Below are 18,823 nucleotides of genomic sequence, written 5' to 3'. Positions count from 1 at the left end.
CGTTACAAAGTTAATATGCGCGCCCTATGCAAAAGGTAAAATTACCCCTGACTCTCGATCCGGTTCGTACGGCTCAAAAACGCCTTGATTACCAGGGTATTTATACTCCTGATCAGGTTGAGCGCGTCGCTGAATCTGTAGTCAGTGTGGACAGTGATGTGGAATGCTCCATGTCGTTCGCTATCGATAACCAACGTCTCGCAGTGTTAAACGGCGATGCGAAGGTGACGGTAACGCTCGAGTGTCAGCGTTGCGGGAAGCCGTTTTCTCATCAGGTCTACACAACGTATTGTTTTAGTCCTGTGCGTTCAGACGAACAGGCTGAAGCACTGCCGGAAACGTATGAACCGATTGAGGTTAACGAATTCGGTGAAATCGATCTGCTTGCAATGGTTGAAGATGAAATCATCCTCGCCTTGCCGGTAGTTCCGGTGCATGATTCTGAACACTGTGAAGTGTCCGAAGCGGACATGGTCTTTGGTGAATTGCCTGATGAAGCGCAAAAACCAAACCCATTTGCCGTATTAGCCAGCTTAAAGCGTAAGTAATTGGTGCTCCCCGTTGGATCGGGGATAAACCGTAATTGAGGAGTAAGGTCCATGGCCGTACAACAGAATAAACCAACCCGTTCCAAACGTGGCATGCGTCGTTCCCATGACGCGCTGACCGCAGTCACCAGCCTGTCTGTAGACAAAACTTCTGGTGAAAAACACCTGCGTCACCACATCACTGCCGACGGTTACTACCGCGGCCGCAAGGTCATCGCTAAGTAATCACGCGTCTGCGTGATGAAGCTTAGTGAGGATTTTCCCCAGGTAACTGGGGAAAGACCAAACCGGGCGGCGACGATACCTTGACACGTCTAACCCTGGCGTTAGATGTCATGGGGGGCGATTTTGGCCCTTCTGTGACAGTGCCTGCAGCTTTGCAGGCACTGAACTCTAATTCGCAACTCACTCTTCTTTTAGTCGGTAATCCCGACGCCATCACGCCATTACTTGCTAAAGCTGACTTCGAACAACGTTCGCGTTTGCAGATTATCCCTGCGCAGTCAGTTATCGCCAGTGATGCCCGGCCTTCGCAAGCTATCCGCGGCAGTCGTGGTAGCTCAATGCGCGTGGCTTTGGAACTGGTGAAAGAGGGGCGAGCGCAGGCCTGTGTCAGTGCCGGTAATACCGGGGCGCTGATGGGACTGGCAAAATTATTGCTCAAACCCCTGGAGGGGATTGAGCGTCCGGCGTTGGTGACGGTGTTACCGCATCAGCAAAAGGGCAAAACGGTGGTTCTCGATTTAGGGGCCAACGTCGATTGTGATAGCACAATGTTGGTGCAATTCGCCATTATGGGCTCTGTTTTGGCAGAAGAGGTGGTGGAAATCCCTAACCCTCGCGTGGCGTTGCTCAATATTGGTGAAGAAGAAGTAAAGGGTCTCGACAGTATTCGGGACGCCTCAGCTGTGCTTAAAACAATCCCTTCTGTCAATTATATCGGCTATCTTGAAGCCAATGAGTTATTAACTGGCAAGACAGATGTGTTGGTCTGTGACGGTTTTACAGGAAATGTCACATTAAAGACGATGGAAGGTGTTGTCAGGATGTTCCTTTCTCTGCTGAAATCCCAGGGAGAAGGGAAAAAACGGTCGTGGTGGCTACTGTTATTAAAGCGTTGGCTACAAAAGAGCCTGACGAGGCGATTCAGTCACCTCAACCCCGACCAGTATAACGGCGCCTGTCTGTTAGGATTGCGCGGCACGGTGATAAAAAGTCATGGTGCGGCCAATCAGCGAGCTTTTGCGGTCGCGATTGAACAGGCAGTGCAGGCGGTGCAGCGACAAGTTCCTCAGCGAATTGCCGCTCGCCTGAAATCTGTATACCCAGCTGGTTTTGAGCTGCTGGACGGTGGCAAAAGCGGAACTCTGCGGTAGCAGGACGCTGCCAGCGAACTCGCAGTTTGCAAGTGACGGTATATAACCGAAAAGTGACTGAGCGTACATGTATACGAAGATTATTGGTACTGGCAGCTATCTGCCCGAACAAGTGCGGACAAACGCCGATCTGGAAAAAATGGTGGATACCTCTGACGAGTGGATTGTTACTCGTACTGGCATCCGTGAACGTCATATTGCTGCACCAAACGAAACCGTTTCTACCATGGGCTTCGAAGCGGCGACACGTGCAATTGAAATGGCGGGTATCGACAAAGACCAGATTGGCCTGATTGTTGTGGCAACGACTTCTGCCACGCACGCCTTCCCGAGCGCAGCATGTCAGATTCAAAGCATGTTGGGCATTAAAGGTTGCCCGGCGTTTGACGTTGCCGCAGCCTGTGCAGGTTTCACCTACGCCCTGAGCGTAGCTGATCAATATGTGAAATCTGGTGCGGTGAAGTATGCTCTGGTCGTCGGTTCCGATGTACTGGCGCGCACCTGCGATCCAACAGATCGCGGGACCATTATCATTTTTGGTGATGGTGCGGGCGCTGCGGTGCTGGCCGCCTCTGAAGAGCCAGGAATTATCTCCACCCATCTGCATGCCGACGGCAGCTATGGTGAATTGCTGACGCTGCCTAACGCTGACCGTGTGAATCCAGAGAATTCAATTCATCTGACTATGGCAGGCAACGAAGTCTTCAAGGTCGCGGTAACTGAGCTTGCGCACATCGTTGATGAGACGCTGGCGGCGAATAATCTTGACCGTTCTCAACTGGACTGGCTGGTTCCGCATCAGGCGAACCTGCGTATTATCAGCGCAACGGCGAAAAAACTCGGCATGTCGATGGACAATGTCGTCGTGACCCTGGATCGCCATGGTAATACCTCTGCTGCTTCTGTGCCTTGTGCACTTGATGAAGCGGTACGCGATGGGCGTATTAAGCCTGGTCAGTTGGTCCTGCTTGAAGCCTTTGGCGGTGGGTTTACCTGGGGCTCCGCGCTGGTTCGTTTCTAGGATAAGGATTTAAAGATGACGCAATTTGCATTTGTGTTCCCTGGACAGGGTTCTCAAACCGTTGGAATGCTGGCTGATATGGCGGCGAGCTATCCCATTGTTGAAGAAACGTTTGCTGAAGCTTCTGCAGCGCTGGGCTACGACCTGTGGGCGCTGACCCAGCAGGGGCCAGCCGAAGAACTGAATAAAACCTGGCAAACCCAGCCAGCACTGTTAGCTGCATCTGTTGCGCTGTATCGCGTATGGCAGCAGCAAGGCGGCAAAGCTCCAGCAATGATGGCTGGTCACAGCCTGGGCGAATACTCCGCGCTGGTTTGTGCTGGTGTGATTGATTTTGCTGATGCGGTGCGTCTGGTTGAGATGCGCGGCAAGTTCATGCAGGAAGCTGTACCGGAAGGGACTGGCGCAATGGCGGCAATCATCGGTCTGGATGATGCGTCTATTGCTAAGGCTTGTGAAGAAGCAGCGGAAGGCCAGGTGGTTTCTCCGGTAAACTTCAACTCTCCGGGCCAAGTGGTTATTGCCGGTCATAAAGAAGCGGTTGAGCGTGCAGGTGCTGCCTGTAAAGCTGCTGGCGCAAAACGTGCGTTGCCGTTGCCAGTGAGCGTTCCGTCTCATTGTGCGTTGATGAAACCGGCTGCCGACAAGCTGGCTGTTGAATTAGCAAAAATCACTTTTAACGCCCCAACCGTTCCGGTTGTGAACAACGTTGATGTGAAATGCGAAACCAATGGTGATGCCATCCGTGATGCCCTGGTGCGCCAGCTTTATAACCCAGTTCAGTGGACGAAGTCCGTTGAATACATGGCAACGCAAGGCGTAGAACATCTTTATGAAGTCGGCCCGGGCAAAGTGCTTACTGGCCTGACAAAACGCATTGTCGACACCCTGACCGCCTCGGCGCTGAATGAACCTTCAGCGATGGCAGCGGCGCTCGAGCTTTAAAAGAGGAAAATCATGAATTTTGAAGGAAAAATCGCACTGGTAACCGGTGCAAGCCGTGGGATTGGCCGCGCAATTGCTGAAACGCTCGCAGCCCGTGGTGCGAAAGTTATCGGCACTGCGACCAGTGAAAGCGGCGCTCAGGCGATCAGTGATTATTTAGGTGCTAACGGTAAAGGTCTGATGTTGAATGTGACCGACCCGGCATCTATCGAATCTGTTCTGGAAAAAATTCGCGCAGAATTTGGTGAAGTCGATATCCTGGTCAATAATGCCGGTATCACTCGTGATAACCTGTTAATGCGAATGAAAGATGATGAGTGGAACGATATTATCGAAACCAACCTTTCATCTGTTTTCCGTCTGTCAAAAGCGGTAATGCGCGCTATGATGAAAAAGCGTCATGGTCGTATTATCACTATCGGTTCTGTGGTTGGTACCATGGGAAATGGCGGTCAGGCCAACTACGCTGCGGCGAAAGCGGGCTTGATCGGCTTCAGTAAATCACTGGCGCGCGAAGTTGCGTCACGCGGTATTACTGTAAACGTTGTTGCTCCGGGCTTTATTGAAACGGACATGACACGTGCGCTGAGCGATGACCAGCGTGCGGGTATCCTGGCGCAGGTTCCTGCGGGTCGCCTTGGCGGCGCACAGGAAATCGCCAACGCGGTTGCATTCCTGGCATCCGACGAAGCAGCTTACATCACGGGTGAAACTTTGCATGTGAACGGCGGGATGTACATGGTCTGACCGCGAATTGCACAAAATGCTCATGTTGCGCGCAGTCTGCGTGGTTATGAGTAATAATTAGTGCAAAATGATTTGCGTTGTTGGGGGGTATGGCCTCAAAATAGCGTAAAATCGTGGTAAGACCTGCCGGGATTTAGTTGCAAATTTTTCAACATTTTATACACTACGAAAACCATCGCGAAAGCGAGTTTTGATAGGAAATTTAAGAGTATGAGCACTATCGAAGAACGCGTTAAGAAAATTATCGGCGAACAGCTGGGCGTTAAGCAGGAAGAAGTTACCAACAATGCTTCTTTCGTTGAAGACCTGGGCGCGGATTCTCTTGACACCGTTGAGCTGGTAATGGCTCTGGAAGAAGAGTTTGATACTGAGATTCCGGACGAAGAAGCTGAGAAAATCACCACCGTTCAGGCTGCCATTGATTACATCAACGGCCACCAGGCGTAAGTGAACATCTCCAGGCGGTCGTTCGACCGCCTGAGTTTTATCTTTTTGTCCCACTAGAATCATTTTTTCCCTCCCTGGAGGACAAACGTGTCTAAGCGTCGTGTAGTTGTGACCGGACTGGGCATGTTGTCTCCTGTCGGCAATACCGTAGAGTCTACCTGGAAAGCTCTGCTTGCCGGTCAGAGTGGCATCAGCCTAATCGACCATTTCGATACTAGCGCCTATGCAACGAAATTTGCTGGCTTAGTAAAGGATTTTAACTGTGAGGACATTATCTCGCGCAAAGAACAGCGCAAGATGGATGCCTTCATTCAATATGGAATTGTCGCTGGCGTTCAGGCCATGCAGGATTCTGGCCTTGAAATAACGGAAGAGAACGCAACCCGCATTGGTGCCGCAATTGGCTCCGGGATTGGCGGCCTCGGACTGATCGAAGAAAACCACACATCTCTGATGAACGGTGGTCCACGTAAGATCAGCCCATTCTTCGTTCCGTCAACGATTGTGAACATGGTGGCAGGTCACCTGACTATCATGTATGGCCTGCGTGGCCCAAGCATCTCTATCGCGACCGCCTGTACGTCTGGCGTGCATAACATTGGCCATGCTGCGCGTATTATCGCGTATGGCGATGCTGACGTGATGGTTGCAGGTGGCGCAGAGAAAGCCAGTACGCCGCTGGGCGTTGGTGGTTTCGGCGCGGCACGTGCATTATCTACCCGCAATGATAACCCGCAAGCGGCCAGCCGCCCGTGGGATAAAGAGCGTGATGGTTTCGTACTGGGCGATGGCGCCGGTATGCTGGTGCTCGAAGAGTACGAACACGCAAAAAAACGCGGTGCGAAAATTTACGCTGAACTTGTCGGCTTTGGTATGAGCAGCGATGCCTACCATATGACGTCGCCGCCGGAAAATGGCGCAGGCGCAGCACTGGCAATGGCGAATGCTTTGCGTGATGCAGGCATTGAAGCGAGCCAGATTGGCTACGTTAACGCGCACGGTACTTCAACGCCAGCAGGCGATAAGGCCGAAGCGCAGGCAGTGAAAACCATCTTCGGTGAAGCTGCAAGCCGTGTGCTGGTAAGTTCCACGAAATCCATGACTGGTCACCTGTTAGGTGCAGCGGGTGCAGTAGAGTCTATCTACTCCATCCTGGCCCTGCGCGATCAGGCTGTTCCGCCGACCATCAACCTGGATAACCCGGATGAAGGCTGCGACCTGGATTTTGTGCCGCATGAAGCGCGCCAGGTAAGCGGAATGGAGTACACCCTGTGTAACTCCTTCGGCTTCGGTGGCACTAACGGTTCGTTGATCTTTAAACGCGTTTAAAGATTCGCGAAGCAAATAAAAAAGCGGAACGCTCAGGCGCTCCGCTTTTTTTTTTGTCTTCCGATAGATTTACTGGTAGGTAAAAGAAAACTGCACAACCGTTTTAAACTCACCTGCCGTTACTACGCCAGTAGGAGTGTACAAGCGGGCAGAGAGTGGAAATATCACGCTATTCTGTGTGCTGTTAACGCCTACGGTCAATGCGCCCAGCGGCTGGATTTCAGTCAAATGGTCGCGCGTCATTATCTGCAACGCCATCCCTGTGGCATTTCCCAGACTGTTGCTAAATTTCGTTGGATCTACAGTATCTGCATCGCCACTGAATGATGCTGTAACCTGCGTAGTAGAAGCAGGGCAGCCGGAAAGCGACAGTTGGAAATCCTGCCATTCACTGGTACTGCCTACCGTTTTATAATCTACGGCGCGCGCCTGTTGAAACGTCACTGTCTGCGCTTTGGTATTCGTATCAACGGTACAGGCCGCCGCTACTACCGTTCCACTGAGATTAATATCTGCAGCGGGTGCCCCGGTAACCCACATGCATACCAGTGCGGGAATGTATTTGAGAACCTGTCGCGTCATGATGCCTTCCTGCATTTACTGGTAGGTAAAGGTTGCCTGAACCTGACCTTGAATAGAACCAGGCATCACGTTGCCTTTGGAGACCGCGCGAGAGCGCATCTTCAAATCGTAAGTGTGAGTACCAGGGATAATGACATTTTGCAGAGACGCACCGTTTTTAAATGACACATCGCCAGCCTGATTTGTAAGCTCCAGTTTTAGATTGGTTGCACCACCAGTATTTTTATAGTAATCGGTATCGGTATCAGTTGTGCCGGAAAAAGCCACGCTAAAAGAGGTGGTGGAGGCAGGGCAGTTAGTCAGGGAAAGGGTGAAATCTTTCCAGCTTGTAGCACTACCCGCTGTGGACAGACTATCGGCTAAAATATCATTACCCAGATTAACGTCTAATGACGGATTATTGCCATTCACAATGCATGGCGAAGCGATGACTAACCCTGTGATATTAATATCGACAGCATAACTGTTGATAGAAAATAAACTTACTAACGCAGCTGCTATTATACCAATTTTTTTATCCATAATAATATTCTCCTTTAGGTTCAGTTATAAGTCACGTCGAGTTGAAGCGCGGAGTTTACCTTTCCGGCAGTGACTGTATTTATATCGTCGATGAAATAACCAACTTTAAAATCAGGCAAATCGTAATTTCCTGAACCAATATAACTCGTTAATTTTTTAGGGCTGTTTAATTGGTTGTAGGGAGTATTATCGCCATTCATAAATCTTATATAGACATTTTTGGCATAATCATTACCGGTTTGTGCCTTCATAACGCCATTTGCCGCGTCATGTGTGCCGTAGGTTGCTGTGAATTTATAGTTGATGCTATCCATTGCTCCCGGGCAATTGGTTAAACTTATTTTTGGAACACTTGTCTCACCCTGGACACCATTAACTAAATCTTTGCCATAAAGCGTTGGCAGTTTTATCTCTTTTGGTGCCGTGATGGTGCAGGCCGTGTACTTTGGTTGACCGCTAGTACCCGAGCGGGCAGTAAACGTCTTACTGGTTCCATCGGGATTATGATAAGTCACCGTAACTGTAGGTGGAACAATCTGCCCGGCAGGCAAGAAGTCAGTCAGTCTGATAAGTTCATAGCGAACAATGAAGAATCCACCCGCGCCTGCACCGGAAAAATCCAGCCGGAATGGCGGGTTGAAAACCTTTATCGGTGTTGAGACGTCAGGCCTGTAAGTTACTTGATAGGCAATACCAATACCAGGGTTACTCGTTTTATAAACGGTAGCGCCATCATCTCCAGTAAAACCTGCTACCTCTTGCCCATTAATCGTCACTTCTGCATAAGCAGTACCCGACCCGCCCCCAGAAACTTTTAGCGACCAGTTCTGCCCCCAGTCATCAAACCAGGTTTTTCCCCCTACCTGCGCAGGAATACCGGTATTAGATAATATATATGGTTTGGTTGACGTATCAGCGGCGCTTAAATCAAATGTGGTTGCAGATACTATTACCGGGCTTGTTGCCATCCCAATGGCGGCAAACAGACGGAGGATAGTGGTGCGGCGGAAAGTTTTTTTTCCATTATGATTGAAAATTGTATATTGCATTATTTACAGACCCCGTTTGTCTGAATGACACCACCCGTTTGTGCGGTGACGGGTAAATTAAATGATACCTGGCAAGAGTCACCCACACCATTTCCCCACTTCACTTTTAGCGCACCGCTTTCTGTCATACCTGTGAGATATACCTGACCGTTATCGCCCACAATAAAGCCTTGTGCGCTGGTGCTCTTATCGATGGATGCCAGTGCGCCAAATGGTACTGCTGTTCCACCTGGTCGGGTTAAGTTTATGAGTACGCGCTTACCCACTTGTGTGTTGAAGGTGGCGCGTACAATTGCTCCACGGGTTGGTGTAACTGTTCTGCTGGAAATGGTGAGATCGGCATCATCAGGTAGTGTCTCGGTTTCCAGTGAAATGGCATTTTCCTTATATGCGTTGACGAACGGAACGATCGTGTAGCCACGGTAATCCGTTTTGACGCCAGTTTGGTTGGACACGCTAACCCCATTGGCACCAGGTGCCTGCACCAGGGCGACGGTTTCCCCTAACGACTGACTCAATGTAATACCGTCGGCATGTGCTACAACGCCACCTTCAATACCGTAGTTCACACGTTGCTGGTTTTGATCATAGCTATAGGCTGCATTGAGTCTGGCGTAAGTTCCCTGGTAATCCACACTGGCGTAGCCGCCGTTACCCTCTCCATGGTTTGTTTGGCTTTCCTGCAAGCTCCAGTTCAAATTTTGTTGCTCGAGGGCACTGCCATTTAACCCAATTGAATGGTTGGTATTGCCTTTTTTACTGGTGTTCAGGTTATAACTTGCCGAACTATTACTTAGCCAACGATCGAGCGGAAGGCTGATACTCAGTGAGAGGATCTGATCTTCGTCGTAGATCGTCTGTCCATTATTATTGGCCGTGATGCTGCTGTTGCTCGTGTTGCGGTTATAACTGTAATTGATGTTGAAAGTAATGTTATTCCAGCTATTGCTATAGCCTGCGCCAATCGAACGCATCTTCCGATCGCTGTTCCAGTAATCTTCACTGATTGCGTTTAGCGAGAGGGAGCCATAGTTTAAACCGAGGTTTTGCGCGAGCAAAAATTCTGCGCGATTGCGCCGCCGATCGTCAGTCGTATTCTTGTTGCTATCACGCCAGGTATCCAGCACTTCCTGCAAGCTGTAGTAGCCAGATGTCGAGTAGCGATAACCAGATATCGAAATATTCGTGCCAGTCTCAAGGAAATTCTTGCTGTAACGAATTCGCCATGACTGACCTCCTATTTTGTCTTGATCCTGCTGCTGTGACCAGGCTTGTGCGACATCAACGGAAACTGCGCCTAAGGTACCGAAGTTTTTACCCAAACCGCCTAATAGCGATTGATAATGTTGAGAGAACTGACCGCCGCCATAGAGTGTGAAACCGGCTGGCAGGCCGTAGATAGCCGTGCTTTGTGTGAACCATGGCGTTTCAACATTGTTATCGTAGGGGCGATATTGTCCACTGGTCAGGCTATATTTCAGCCGGCCTTCACGTTGCAATATCGGTACGGATGCAAACGGAATAATCTGGTGCTGTTCACTGCCGTCGGCTTCTTTGACCGTGACATCCAGATCGCCGCTGCTGCCGGTAGGGTACATATCGGTAATTTCAAACGCACCCGGCGAGACATAAGTCTGATAAATGGTGTAGCCGTTCTGTTTAATAATCACCTGGGCATTGGTACGGGCGATTCCGCGTACCATAGGGGCATACCCGCGCATGCTATCAGGTAACATATCGTCATCGGAGGCTATTTGAGCGCCGCGAAAAGGCACGCTGTCAAACATGTCCGACGCGGAAGTGCTATCGCCGACGGTCAATTGGCTTTTCAGTGCGATAATATTACGCTGCGCGTAAGTATAAATTGAATCCCAGTTTTCCTGCTTATCTCCACCGGAGGTGTCTCGACTCCAGGTACTATAGTTACGCACTCGCCATGGGCCAATGTTGAGGCAGGGAAGCAGGTTGAGATAGTAGCTGTCGGTGTCTGTACCGTCGGAATTTCGCGTGGCGGTATTCGCGCCCGAGAAATTGTAGTTGAGCAGTAGCGCGTTTATGCCTTCATCAAGCCGTTCAGGGGGAACAAAGCCACGCACTGAATTGTTCATTGCGGCTTGTGGCACAGTGATCATCAATTGCTGACGGTTGAATATAAACTCAGTGCTGGCCATCGGAATGGCGGACAAATTGGCGCACTCGCTGCTGTTGTTCAGTTGTGGAAATTGTTCGGTACGAACACCAAATGTCTTTAACATTTCCGGGCTAATGCAAGGTTGTAATGAAGAATTTCCGTTCGTCTCTTTTTGCATCGTAAACGGAATATCATATGTGCCCTGAGCCATCTGGTTGATGATTATATCAACACGATAAGTCCCAGGCATTTGCCCAATTCCTTCGCTGAAAGAACTCAAATCGATTAGGTCTGTATTCGGGCCGTCAATACCGAGCAGGGCGGGGTTGAAATATTCGCGTGCAAATGCAGGATTAGACGCCGAAATTGAGCATTGCAAGGCAATAAAGCAGGCTATCTTGCTGAGAATTTTTCTTTTTTGTCTGACGTCTGCGGACATTCCGTTATCCTTCGGGTTAGAGTAAAAATTTACAACGTGGCGCGATGTTCGTTACCTGTGGAACCAAAATCTGAGATCAGTGTCCAGGTGACGTTGCCTGTCGCATTTGAAGGAATAGTGAAGCTCGCGCTATCCATTGGTGCAACATAAGTGGCGTCTTTGACCATCGTGTTACCAATGTTGACGGTGCTAAAGTTCATGTAATAGGGCGTTGGATTGGTGACGACCAACTGCTGACCATTCCGCCGCCAGGACAGCTTATCCGTTGACTTTTCCGGTACATCAGACAGACCCACCGGGCGATAAATGAGTTTGATGCGTGTCTTTATCGCAATTTGTAACGTATTTGTGGTCGGTGTCGCTTCCGTCGCAGGAACCGTTTTTATATTCATCCAGTACATGGATTCACGATCGGTGGGTAAATTGTCACCGGTGTGAATAATTCGCAGCATGTTTTCTTCGTTTGCACCTAAACGGAACAATGGAGGTGTGATGATAAAAGAGGTTTTTTTGTTGTTGCTGTCATCCTCGTCAATCCATGACTGCACCAGGTATGAGTATTTGTCGGGATTTTTAATGTTTAGTGAGGTTTCTTTTTTCTCACCCTGATACACAACCCTTGTGCCGCCAATAATAACACCCGCATGCGCTGTGTTTATGGTTAAAAATAATGCCGTAGCAATCAGTGTCTTTAATGATTTCATTAATTAACCTCGAAAGTAAAACCGGAATGCTCCGGTTTTACCTTAATAAAATGCGAGTATTAGTTATATGCCAGCGTAAAGTTCACGGTGCTGTTAGCAGTACCAGCGCTAACGACGGCGTCAGTTGCGATATAACGCGCAAAGAAGGTCAACTTAGCATCACCGGTTGCGCTAATGTTCTTAGCTTCGGAAGAGGTTGCTAACGGTAATGCAGTACCGGAGGCATTAAGTAGCTGGATAGCGACACCTTTAGCAACGCCAGCAGTACCGTAGCCAGTTAATTGAAGATAATCACCGTTAGTACTGTCCGGCGTGCCGTCGTATTTTACGACAACCGCTTTGCTTTTGAGAGCATCTGGGCAGTTGCTCAAAGCAAGGATAAAACGGGTATTTGCGGCAGTAGTACCTGCGCCATTAAATGCGGTTTTTGCAACATCGCCTAATTTAACTGTTTGAGGTGTAGTAAGAGTACTGTCTACAGTACAACCGGCTTCAATAATATTGCCAGTAAAATCGATTTTACCGTCATCTGCATAGGCGTTTGCGGAAAGCCCCACGGTTGTTGCTAAAGCCAGTGCGGCTAGTTTAACTTTCATTAACATTGTCCTTGTATTTGTTTATTTTCACAGCGAAAAATATTCACCATCCAGTGAACATTAAATGTCACAGGCCTTTTCATTATATTAATATTATTGCCTTTAACAAATTATTTCTTCTAAATGTATTTTTAAATTTATCTTAAATAATAATTTGTGTGTATATGTTGTGGAGAATTTGAATAATGATTTGGGTGAATGTAAGGCGGCAGATGACATGATGTCACCTCGAACATTGATATGTTTTATTGAATGTGTGAATATATTGCAAGGATAAAACTGACTAACTTTCAGATGTAAGACACAAATGGTGAAAAATAATCTAAACTCTTGCCAAAATGGAAATTAAGCTGATTCAGTATATTTAAGTCCGGAGATAAAAATGCCTTTAATTAATGGGTATTGTAATGAAAATCTGCCAGTTGGCGATAGAAGTATTCAGTTTGGTGATGGATGTTTTACCACCGCGCGTATTGTTGACGGGCAAGTCGTGTTGCTGTCCTCCCATCTGTCTCGTCTTCGCGATGCGTGTTCGCGGTTAAATATTCTATATACAGATTGGGAACTCCTGGCAGACGAAATGCAATGTTTAGCACAAAAATCACAGAATGGTGTTCTGAAAGTGATCATTAGCCGAGGCTGTGGAGGTCGAGGATACGGTGCAGTCAGTTGCTATACACCAACCCGTATTTTGACTGTATCTGAATATCCAGAGCATTATGCCCGCTGGCGGCAAGAGGGCATTTCCCTGGCACTGAGCCCTGTACGGCTGGGGCGCAATCCTCATCTTGCAGGTATTAAACATCTGAATCGCCTTGAGCAAGTACTGATCCGCTCTCATCTTGAGCAGACAAACGCTGATGAGGCGCTGGTTCTTGACAGCGAAGGGTGGGTTACGGAATGCTGTGCGGCTAATTTGTTCTGGCGCAAGAACAACGTAGTTTATACGCCGCGTCTGGATCAGGCTGGTGTCAACGGCATTATGCGACAATTCTGTATTCGTTTACTGGCACAATCCTCTTATCAGGTTGTCGAAGTGCAAGCCACACTGGAAGAAGTGATGCAGGCGGATGAGATGATAGTTTGTAATGCGCTAATGCCGATTATCCCTGTACGCGCTTGTGACGATGTCTCCTTTTCGTCAACAACGCTATATGAATATTTAGCCCCACTTTGTGAGCACCCGAATTAGTCATGAAAAAAGTGTTATTGATTGTCTTGTTATTGCTGGTGGTACTGGGTATCGCCGCTGGTGTGGGCGTCTGGAAAGTTCGCCACCTTGCTGACAGCAAATTACTTATTAAAGAAGAGACTATATTTACCTTGAAACCGGGGACCGGGCGACGGGGGCTCGGTGAACAACTTTATGCCGATAAGATCATCAATCGCCCACGTGTATTTCAATGGTTGCTGCGTATCGAGCCGGATCTTTCTCATTTCAAAGCCGGTACTTACCGTTTTACACCACAGATGACCGTGCGCGAGATGCTGAAATTGCTGGAAAGCGGTAAAGAAGCGCAGTTCCCGCTACGCCTGGTGGAAGGGATGCGTCTGAGCGATTACCTCAAACAATTGCGTGAGGCACCGTATGTTAAGCACACGTTGAGCGACGATAAATACGCCACCGTGGCACAGGCGCTGGAGCTGGAAAACCCGGAGTGGATTGAAGGCTGGTTCTGGCCAGATACCTGGATGTATACCGCCAATACCACTGATGTCGCGTTACTCAAACGAGCGCACAAGAAAATGGTGAAAGCGGTCGATAGCGCCTGGGAAGGCCGTGCAGATGGGCTGCCCTATAAAGATAAAAACCAACTGGTGACCATGGCGTCGATTATCGAAAAAGAAACGGCCGTTGCCAGTGAACGCGATCAGGTTGCCTCGGTATTTATCAACCGTTTACGTATTGGCATGCGTCTGCAGACCGACCCGACGGTGATTTACGGGATGGGAGAGCGTTATAATGGCAAGCTTTCCCGTGCAGATCTGGAAGCACCAACAGCGTATAACACTTATACCATTACCGGTCTGCCGCCAGGCGCAATTGCAACACCGGGGGCGGATTCGCTGAAGGCTGCTGCGCATCCGGCAAAAACGCCGTATCTCTATTTTGTGGCCGATGGTAAAGGCGGTCACACGTTTAATACCAATCTTGCCAGTCATAACAAGTCTGTGCAGGATTATCTGAAAGTGCTTAAGGAAAAAAATGCGCAGTAAGTATATCGTCATTGAAGGGCTGGAAGGTGCAGGCAAAACTACCGCGCGTAACGTGGTGGTCGAGACGCTTGAGCAACTGGGTATCCGTGACATGGTTTTCACTCGGGAACCTGGCGGCACGCAACTTGCCGAAAAGTTAAGAAGCCTGGTGCTGGATATCAAATCGGTAGGCGATGAAGTCATTACCGATAAAGCCGAAGTGCTGATGTTTTATGCCGCGCGCGTTCAGTTGGTCGAGACTGTCATCAAACCCGCGCTGGCTAATGGAACCTGGGTGATTGGCGATCGCCACGATCTCTCCACTCAGGCGTATCAGGGCGGTGGCCGTGGTATTGACCAGCATATGCTGGCAACGTTACGTGATGCCGTTCTTGGGGATTTTCGCCCTGACTTAACGCTCTATCTCGATGTTACCCCAGAAGTCGGCCTTAAGCGCGCACGTGCGCGTGGCGAGCTGGATCGCATTGAGCAAGAGTCTTTTGATTTCTTTAATCGTACCCGCGCCCGCTACCTGGAACTGGCCGCACAAGATAAAAGCATTCATACCATTGATGCTACCCAGCCGCTGGAAGCCGTTATGGACGCGATTCGCACCACCGTGACTCACTGGGTTAAGGAGCAGGACGCATGAGATGGTATCCATGGTTACGACCTGATTTCGAAAAACTGGTAGCCAGCTATCAGGCCGGAAGGGGTCACCATGCGCTACTGATTCAGGCGTTACCCGGTATGGGCGATGATGCCTTAATCTATGCTCTGAGCCGTTATTTACTTTGCCAACAACCGCAGGGCCACAAAAGCTGTGGTCACTGTCGTGGATGCCAGTTGATGCAGGCGGGGACACATCCCGATTATTACACTCTTGCACCTGAAAAAGGAAAGAACGCGCTGGGCATTGATGCTGTGCGTGAAGTCACTGAAAAATTGAATGAGCACGCACGCTTAGGCGGTGCAAAAGTTGTCTGGGTCACCGATGCCGCCTTGCTGACTGATGCTGCTGCTAATGCCTTGCTGAAAACTCTGGAAGAGCCGCCAGCGGAAACCTGGTTTTTCCTCGCTACACGAGAAATTGAACGCTTACTGGCCACACTGCGCAGCCGTTGTCGCTTGCATTACCTTGCACCACCGCCAGAACAGTACGCGGTGAGCTGGCTTGCGCGTGAAGTGACAATGTCACCAGAGGCCATACTCACCGCATTGCGCCTGAGCGCCGGTTCGCCTGGTGCGGCGTTGGTGTTGTTTCAGGGAGATACCTGGCAGGCACGTGAGACTCTTTGTCAGGCGTTGGCACATAGCGTGCAATCTGGCGACTGGTATTCGATGTTGTCGGCACTTAATCACGAACAAGCTCCGGCGCGTTTACATTGGCTGGCAACTTTGTTGATGGATGCGCTCAAACGCCATTATGACGCCTCACATGTCACCAATGTTGATGTTCCTGGCGTTGTCGCCGCGCTGGCAAACCAGCTTTCTCCCTCTCGCCTGCAGGCTATACTGGGGGATGTTTGCCAAAGTCGTGAACAGTTAATTTCTGTCACAGGCGTAAACCGCGAGCTTCTCATCACCGATCTTTTACTGCGTATTGAGCATTACCTGCAACCGGGCGTTGTGTTACCGGTTCCTCATCTTTAAGAGAGACATTATGTTTTTAGTCGACTCACACTGCCATCTTGATGGTCTGAATTATGAATCTTTGCATAAGGACGTGGATGACGTTCTGGCGAAAGCCGCCGCGCGCGATGTGAAATTTTGTCTGGCGGTTGCCACGACATTACCGGGTTACTTGCATATGCGAGATCTGGTAGGCGAACGTGACAACGTTGCATTTTCTTGCGGTGTACATCCGCTCAACCAGAACGATCCCTACGATGTGAAAGATTTACGCCGCCTGGCGGCAGAAGAGGGGGTTGTTGCGCTGGGTGAAACCGGGCTGGATTATTATTACACGCCGGAAACTAAAGTGCGTCAGCAAGAGTCCTTTATTCACCATATCCAGATTGGCCGCGAACTGAACAAACCGGTTATCGTTCATACGCGCGATGCCCGTGCCGATACGCTGGCAATTCTGCGCGAAGAAAGAGTGACGGATTGCGGTGGCGTACTACACTGTTTTACAGAGGACAGAGAAACAGCGGGCAAGTTACTGGATCTCGGATTTTACATCTCCTTCTCCGGCATTGTGACCTTCCGAAATGCGGAACAGCTACGCGATGCCGCGCGCTATGTGCCTCTGGATCGGTTGTTGGTCGAAACTGACTCACCTTATCTGGCACCCGTACCGCATCGAGGAAAAGAGAATCAACCTGCGATGGTTCGTGACGTTGCAGAATACATGGCTGTGTTGAAAGGTGTTGCCGTTGAAGAACTGGCGCAGGTAACCACCGATAACTTCGCCCGTCTGTTTCACATCGACGCTTCCCGCCTTCAATCCATCTGTTGAATGAATTTTTTTTAAGCTCGTAATTAATGGGTAAAACGAGTAAAGTTCACCGCCGCAAATTGGGCGGTGGATAACCACGTTTGAAATATCTTGACATATGTTTTGTCAAAATGTGCAACTTCTCTCATGACCAGAAGTTGAAACGTGATAACCGTCAAACAAATCAACATTGAATTATTTTACTCTGTGTAATAAATAAGGGGCGCTTAGATGCCCTGTATACGGTAAGGCTCTCCCCCCTTGCCACGCGTGAGAACGTTAAAAAAGCACCCATACTCAGGAGCACTCTCAATTATGTTTAAGAATGCATTTGCTAACCTGCAAAAGGTCGGTAAATCGCTGATGCTGCCGGTATCCGTACTGCCTATCGCAGGTATTCTGCTGGGCGTCGGTTCCGCGAATTTCAGCTGGCTACCCGCCGTTGTATCGCATGTTATGGCAGAAGCAGGCGGTTCCGTCTTTGCAAACATGCCACTGATTTTTGCGATTGGTGTTGCCCTCGGCTTTACCAATAACGATGGCGTATCTGCGCTGGCCGCAGTTGTTGCCTATGGCATCATGGTAAAAACCATGGCCGTGGTTGCGCCGCTGGTACTGCATTTACCTGCTGAAGAAATTGCCGCTAAACATCTGGCGGATACAGGCGTACTCGGGGGGATCATCTCCGGTGCGATTGCAGCGTACATGTTTAACCGTTTCTACCGTATTAAGCTGCCTGAGTATCTTGGCTTCTTTGCCGGTAAACGCTTTGTGCCGATCATTTCTGGCCTGGCTGCCATCTTTACTGGCGTTGTGCTGTCCTTCATTTGGCCGCCAATTGGTTCCGCAATCCAGACCTTCTCCCAGTGGGCTGCTTACCAGAACCCGGTAGTTGCGTTTGGTATCTACGGCTTCATCGAACGCTGCCTGGTACCGTTTGGTCTGCACCACATCTGGAACGTACCTTTCCAGATGCAGATTGGTGAATACACCAATGCCGCAGGTCAGGTGTTCCACGGCGATATTCCGCGTTATATGGCGGGTGACCCGACTGCGGGTAAACTGTCTGGCGGCTTCCTGTTCAAAATGTACGGTCTGCCGGCTGCCGCGATTGCTATCTGGCACTCTGCTAAACCAGAAAACCGCGCTAAAGTGGGCGGTATCATGATCTCCGCGGCACTGACCTCGTTCCTGACCGGTATCACCGAGCCGATCGAGTTCTCCTTCATGTTCGTTGCGCCGATCCTGTACATCATCCACGCGATTTTGGCAGGTCTGGCATTCCCAATCTGTATTCTGCTGGGGATGCGTGACGGTACTTCGTTCTCGCACGGTCTGATTGACTTTATCGTACTGTCTGGTAACAGCAGCAACCTGTGGCTGTTCCCGATTGTCGGTATCGGTTATGCGATTGTTTACTACACTATCTTCCGCGTGCTGATTAAAGCTCTGGATCTGAAAACGCCGGGCCGTGAAGACGCAACTGAAGATGCGAAAGCAACCGGTACTAGCGAAATGGCACCGGCTCTGGTTGCCGCATTTGGCGGTAAAGAAAACATCACTAACCTCGACGCATGTATTACCCGTTTGCGCGTCAGCGTTGCTGATGTGTCCAAAGTGGATCAGGCTGGCCTGAAAAAACTGGGCGCAGCGGGCGTAGTGGTTGCTGGTTCTGGTGTTCAGGCGATTTTCGGTACTAAATCCGATAACCTGAAAACTGAAATGGATGAGTACATCCGTAACCACTAATC

At 49.6% G+C, this 18,823-nt stretch carries 20 protein-coding genes; 14 read left to right on the top strand and 6 right to left on the bottom strand.

What is annotated here, in order from left to right; translation table 11 throughout:
- Positions 1 to 26: 26 nt before the first annotated feature.
- From yceD to fabF, 8 genes are all read left to right on the top strand, one after another.
- The gene (gene yceD, locus A9587_RS05875) at positions 27 to 548 is read left to right on the top strand and encodes a 23S rRNA accumulation protein YceD (RefSeq protein ID WP_001174477.1); all 522 of its coding nucleotides are present in this window, start codon (positions 27 to 29) and stop codon (positions 546 to 548) included.
- Positions 549 to 599: 51 nt separating this feature from the next.
- Complete coding sequence (gene rpmF, locus A9587_RS05870) at positions 600 to 773, top strand: 50S ribosomal protein L32 (protein ID WP_000290727.1); 174 nt, start codon at positions 600 to 602, stop codon at positions 771 to 773.
- Positions 774 to 853: 80 nt separating this feature from the next.
- Positions 854 to 1,924, top strand: a complete 1,071-nt coding sequence (gene plsX / locus A9587_RS05865) for a phosphate acyltransferase PlsX (RefSeq protein ID WP_000197582.1) — start codon at positions 854 to 856, stop codon at positions 1,922 to 1,924.
- Positions 1,925 to 1,991: 67 nt separating this feature from the next.
- Positions 1,992 to 2,945: a beta-ketoacyl-ACP synthase III gene (gene fabH, locus A9587_RS05860; protein WP_000288127.1), complete on the top strand. Its 954-nt coding sequence runs from the start codon at positions 1,992 to 1,994 to the stop codon at positions 2,943 to 2,945.
- A gap of 15 nt (positions 2,946 to 2,960) precedes the next feature.
- Positions 2,961 to 3,890 carry an ACP S-malonyltransferase gene (gene fabD / locus A9587_RS05855; RefSeq protein ID WP_001516187.1) on the top strand — a complete coding sequence of 310 codons (930 nt, stop codon included), beginning with the start codon at positions 2,961 to 2,963 and terminating at the stop codon, positions 3,888 to 3,890.
- A gap of 12 nt (positions 3,891 to 3,902) precedes the next feature.
- On the top strand, positions 3,903 to 4,637 hold the full coding sequence (gene fabG, locus A9587_RS05850; protein ID WP_001008542.1) for a 3-oxoacyl-ACP reductase FabG: 735 nt from the start codon (positions 3,903 to 3,905) through the stop codon (positions 4,635 to 4,637).
- Between the two features lie 210 nt (positions 4,638 to 4,847).
- Positions 4,848 to 5,084: an acyl carrier protein gene (gene acpP / locus A9587_RS05845; RefSeq protein WP_000103754.1), complete on the top strand. Its 237-nt coding sequence runs from the start codon at positions 4,848 to 4,850 to the stop codon at positions 5,082 to 5,084.
- A gap of 87 nt (positions 5,085 to 5,171) precedes the next feature.
- Entirely contained in the window at positions 5,172 to 6,413 is a 1,242-nt protein-coding gene (gene fabF / locus A9587_RS05840; RefSeq protein WP_000044680.1) for a beta-ketoacyl-ACP synthase II, read from the top strand.
- 69 nt (positions 6,414 to 6,482) lie between these two features.
- Here the strand turns inward: fabF and A9587_RS05835 are convergent, their stop codons facing one another.
- The 6 genes from A9587_RS05835 to A9587_RS05810 are packed head-to-tail and all read right to left on the bottom strand — an operon-like array spanning position 6,483 to position 12,436.
- Complete coding sequence (locus A9587_RS05835) at positions 6,483 to 6,995, bottom strand: fimbrial protein (RefSeq protein WP_038354434.1); 513 nt, start codon at positions 6,993 to 6,995, stop codon at positions 6,483 to 6,485.
- A gap of 15 nt (positions 6,996 to 7,010) precedes the next feature.
- Positions 7,011 to 7,517 carry a fimbrial protein gene (locus tag A9587_RS05830; protein ID WP_038354433.1) on the bottom strand — a complete coding sequence of 169 codons (507 nt, stop codon included), beginning with the start codon at positions 7,515 to 7,517 and terminating at the stop codon, positions 7,011 to 7,013.
- Between the two features lie 20 nt (positions 7,518 to 7,537).
- Positions 7,538 to 8,566: a fimbrial protein gene (locus tag A9587_RS05825; protein ID WP_072041559.1), complete on the bottom strand. Its 1,029-nt coding sequence runs from the start codon at positions 8,564 to 8,566 to the stop codon at positions 7,538 to 7,540.
- Positions 8,566 to 11,136 carry a fimbria/pilus outer membrane usher protein gene (locus A9587_RS05820; RefSeq protein WP_105263263.1) on the bottom strand — a complete coding sequence of 857 codons (2,571 nt, stop codon included), beginning with the start codon at positions 11,134 to 11,136 and terminating at the stop codon, positions 8,566 to 8,568. The genes A9587_RS05825 and A9587_RS05820 overlap by 1 nt, the downstream gene beginning before the upstream one ends.
- A 29-nt stretch (positions 11,137 to 11,165) precedes the next feature.
- Positions 11,166 to 11,840 (bottom strand): fimbrial biogenesis chaperone, encoded by a 675-nt coding sequence (locus tag A9587_RS05815; protein WP_105263264.1) that lies wholly within the window; start codon positions 11,838 to 11,840, stop codon positions 11,166 to 11,168.
- Positions 11,841 to 11,899: 59 nt separating this feature from the next.
- Positions 11,900 to 12,436 carry a fimbrial protein gene (locus A9587_RS05810; protein ID WP_038354430.1) on the bottom strand — a complete coding sequence of 179 codons (537 nt, stop codon included), beginning with the start codon at positions 12,434 to 12,436 and terminating at the stop codon, positions 11,900 to 11,902.
- Between the two features lie 382 nt (positions 12,437 to 12,818).
- Here A9587_RS05810 and pabC point away from each other — a divergent pair, with 382 nt between their 5' ends.
- From pabC to ptsG, 6 genes are all read left to right on the top strand, one after another.
- On the top strand, positions 12,819 to 13,628 hold the full coding sequence (pabC, locus tag A9587_RS05805; protein ID WP_105263265.1) for an aminodeoxychorismate lyase: 810 nt from the start codon (positions 12,819 to 12,821) through the stop codon (positions 13,626 to 13,628).
- Positions 13,629 to 13,630: 2 nt separating this feature from the next.
- On the top strand, positions 13,631 to 14,653 hold the full coding sequence (gene yceG, locus A9587_RS05800; protein WP_000756887.1) for a cell division protein YceG: 1,023 nt from the start codon (positions 13,631 to 13,633) through the stop codon (positions 14,651 to 14,653).
- A complete protein-coding gene (gene tmk, locus A9587_RS05795) occupies positions 14,643 to 15,284 on the top strand; it encodes a dTMP kinase (protein WP_001257001.1) in 642 nt (213 codons plus the stop codon). Before yceG ends, tmk begins: the two co-directional genes overlap by 11 nt.
- Positions 15,281 to 16,285 carry a DNA polymerase III subunit delta' gene (gene holB, locus A9587_RS05790; protein ID WP_001267909.1) on the top strand — a complete coding sequence of 335 codons (1,005 nt, stop codon included), beginning with the start codon at positions 15,281 to 15,283 and terminating at the stop codon, positions 16,283 to 16,285. The genes tmk and holB overlap by 4 nt, the downstream gene beginning before the upstream one ends.
- 10 nt (positions 16,286 to 16,295) lie before the next feature.
- Positions 16,296 to 17,093 (top strand): metal-dependent hydrolase, encoded by a 798-nt coding sequence (locus A9587_RS05785; RefSeq protein WP_105263266.1) that lies wholly within the window; start codon positions 16,296 to 16,298, stop codon positions 17,091 to 17,093.
- Positions 17,094 to 17,387: 294 nt separating this feature from the next.
- A complete protein-coding gene (ptsG, locus tag A9587_RS05780) occupies positions 17,388 to 18,821 on the top strand; it encodes a PTS glucose transporter subunit IIBC (protein ID WP_000475699.1) in 1,434 nt (477 codons plus the stop codon).
- Positions 18,822 to 18,823: the final 2 nt, after the last annotated feature.

The sequence above is a fragment of the Escherichia sp. MOD1-EC6162 genome, assembly GCF_002965125.1.
Classification (GTDB): domain Bacteria; phylum Pseudomonadota; class Gammaproteobacteria; order Enterobacterales; family Enterobacteriaceae; genus Escherichia; species Escherichia marmotae.
The sequence above is the reverse complement of the archived record's forward strand: the minus strand, read 5'-3'. Positions and strand labels throughout refer to the sequence as shown.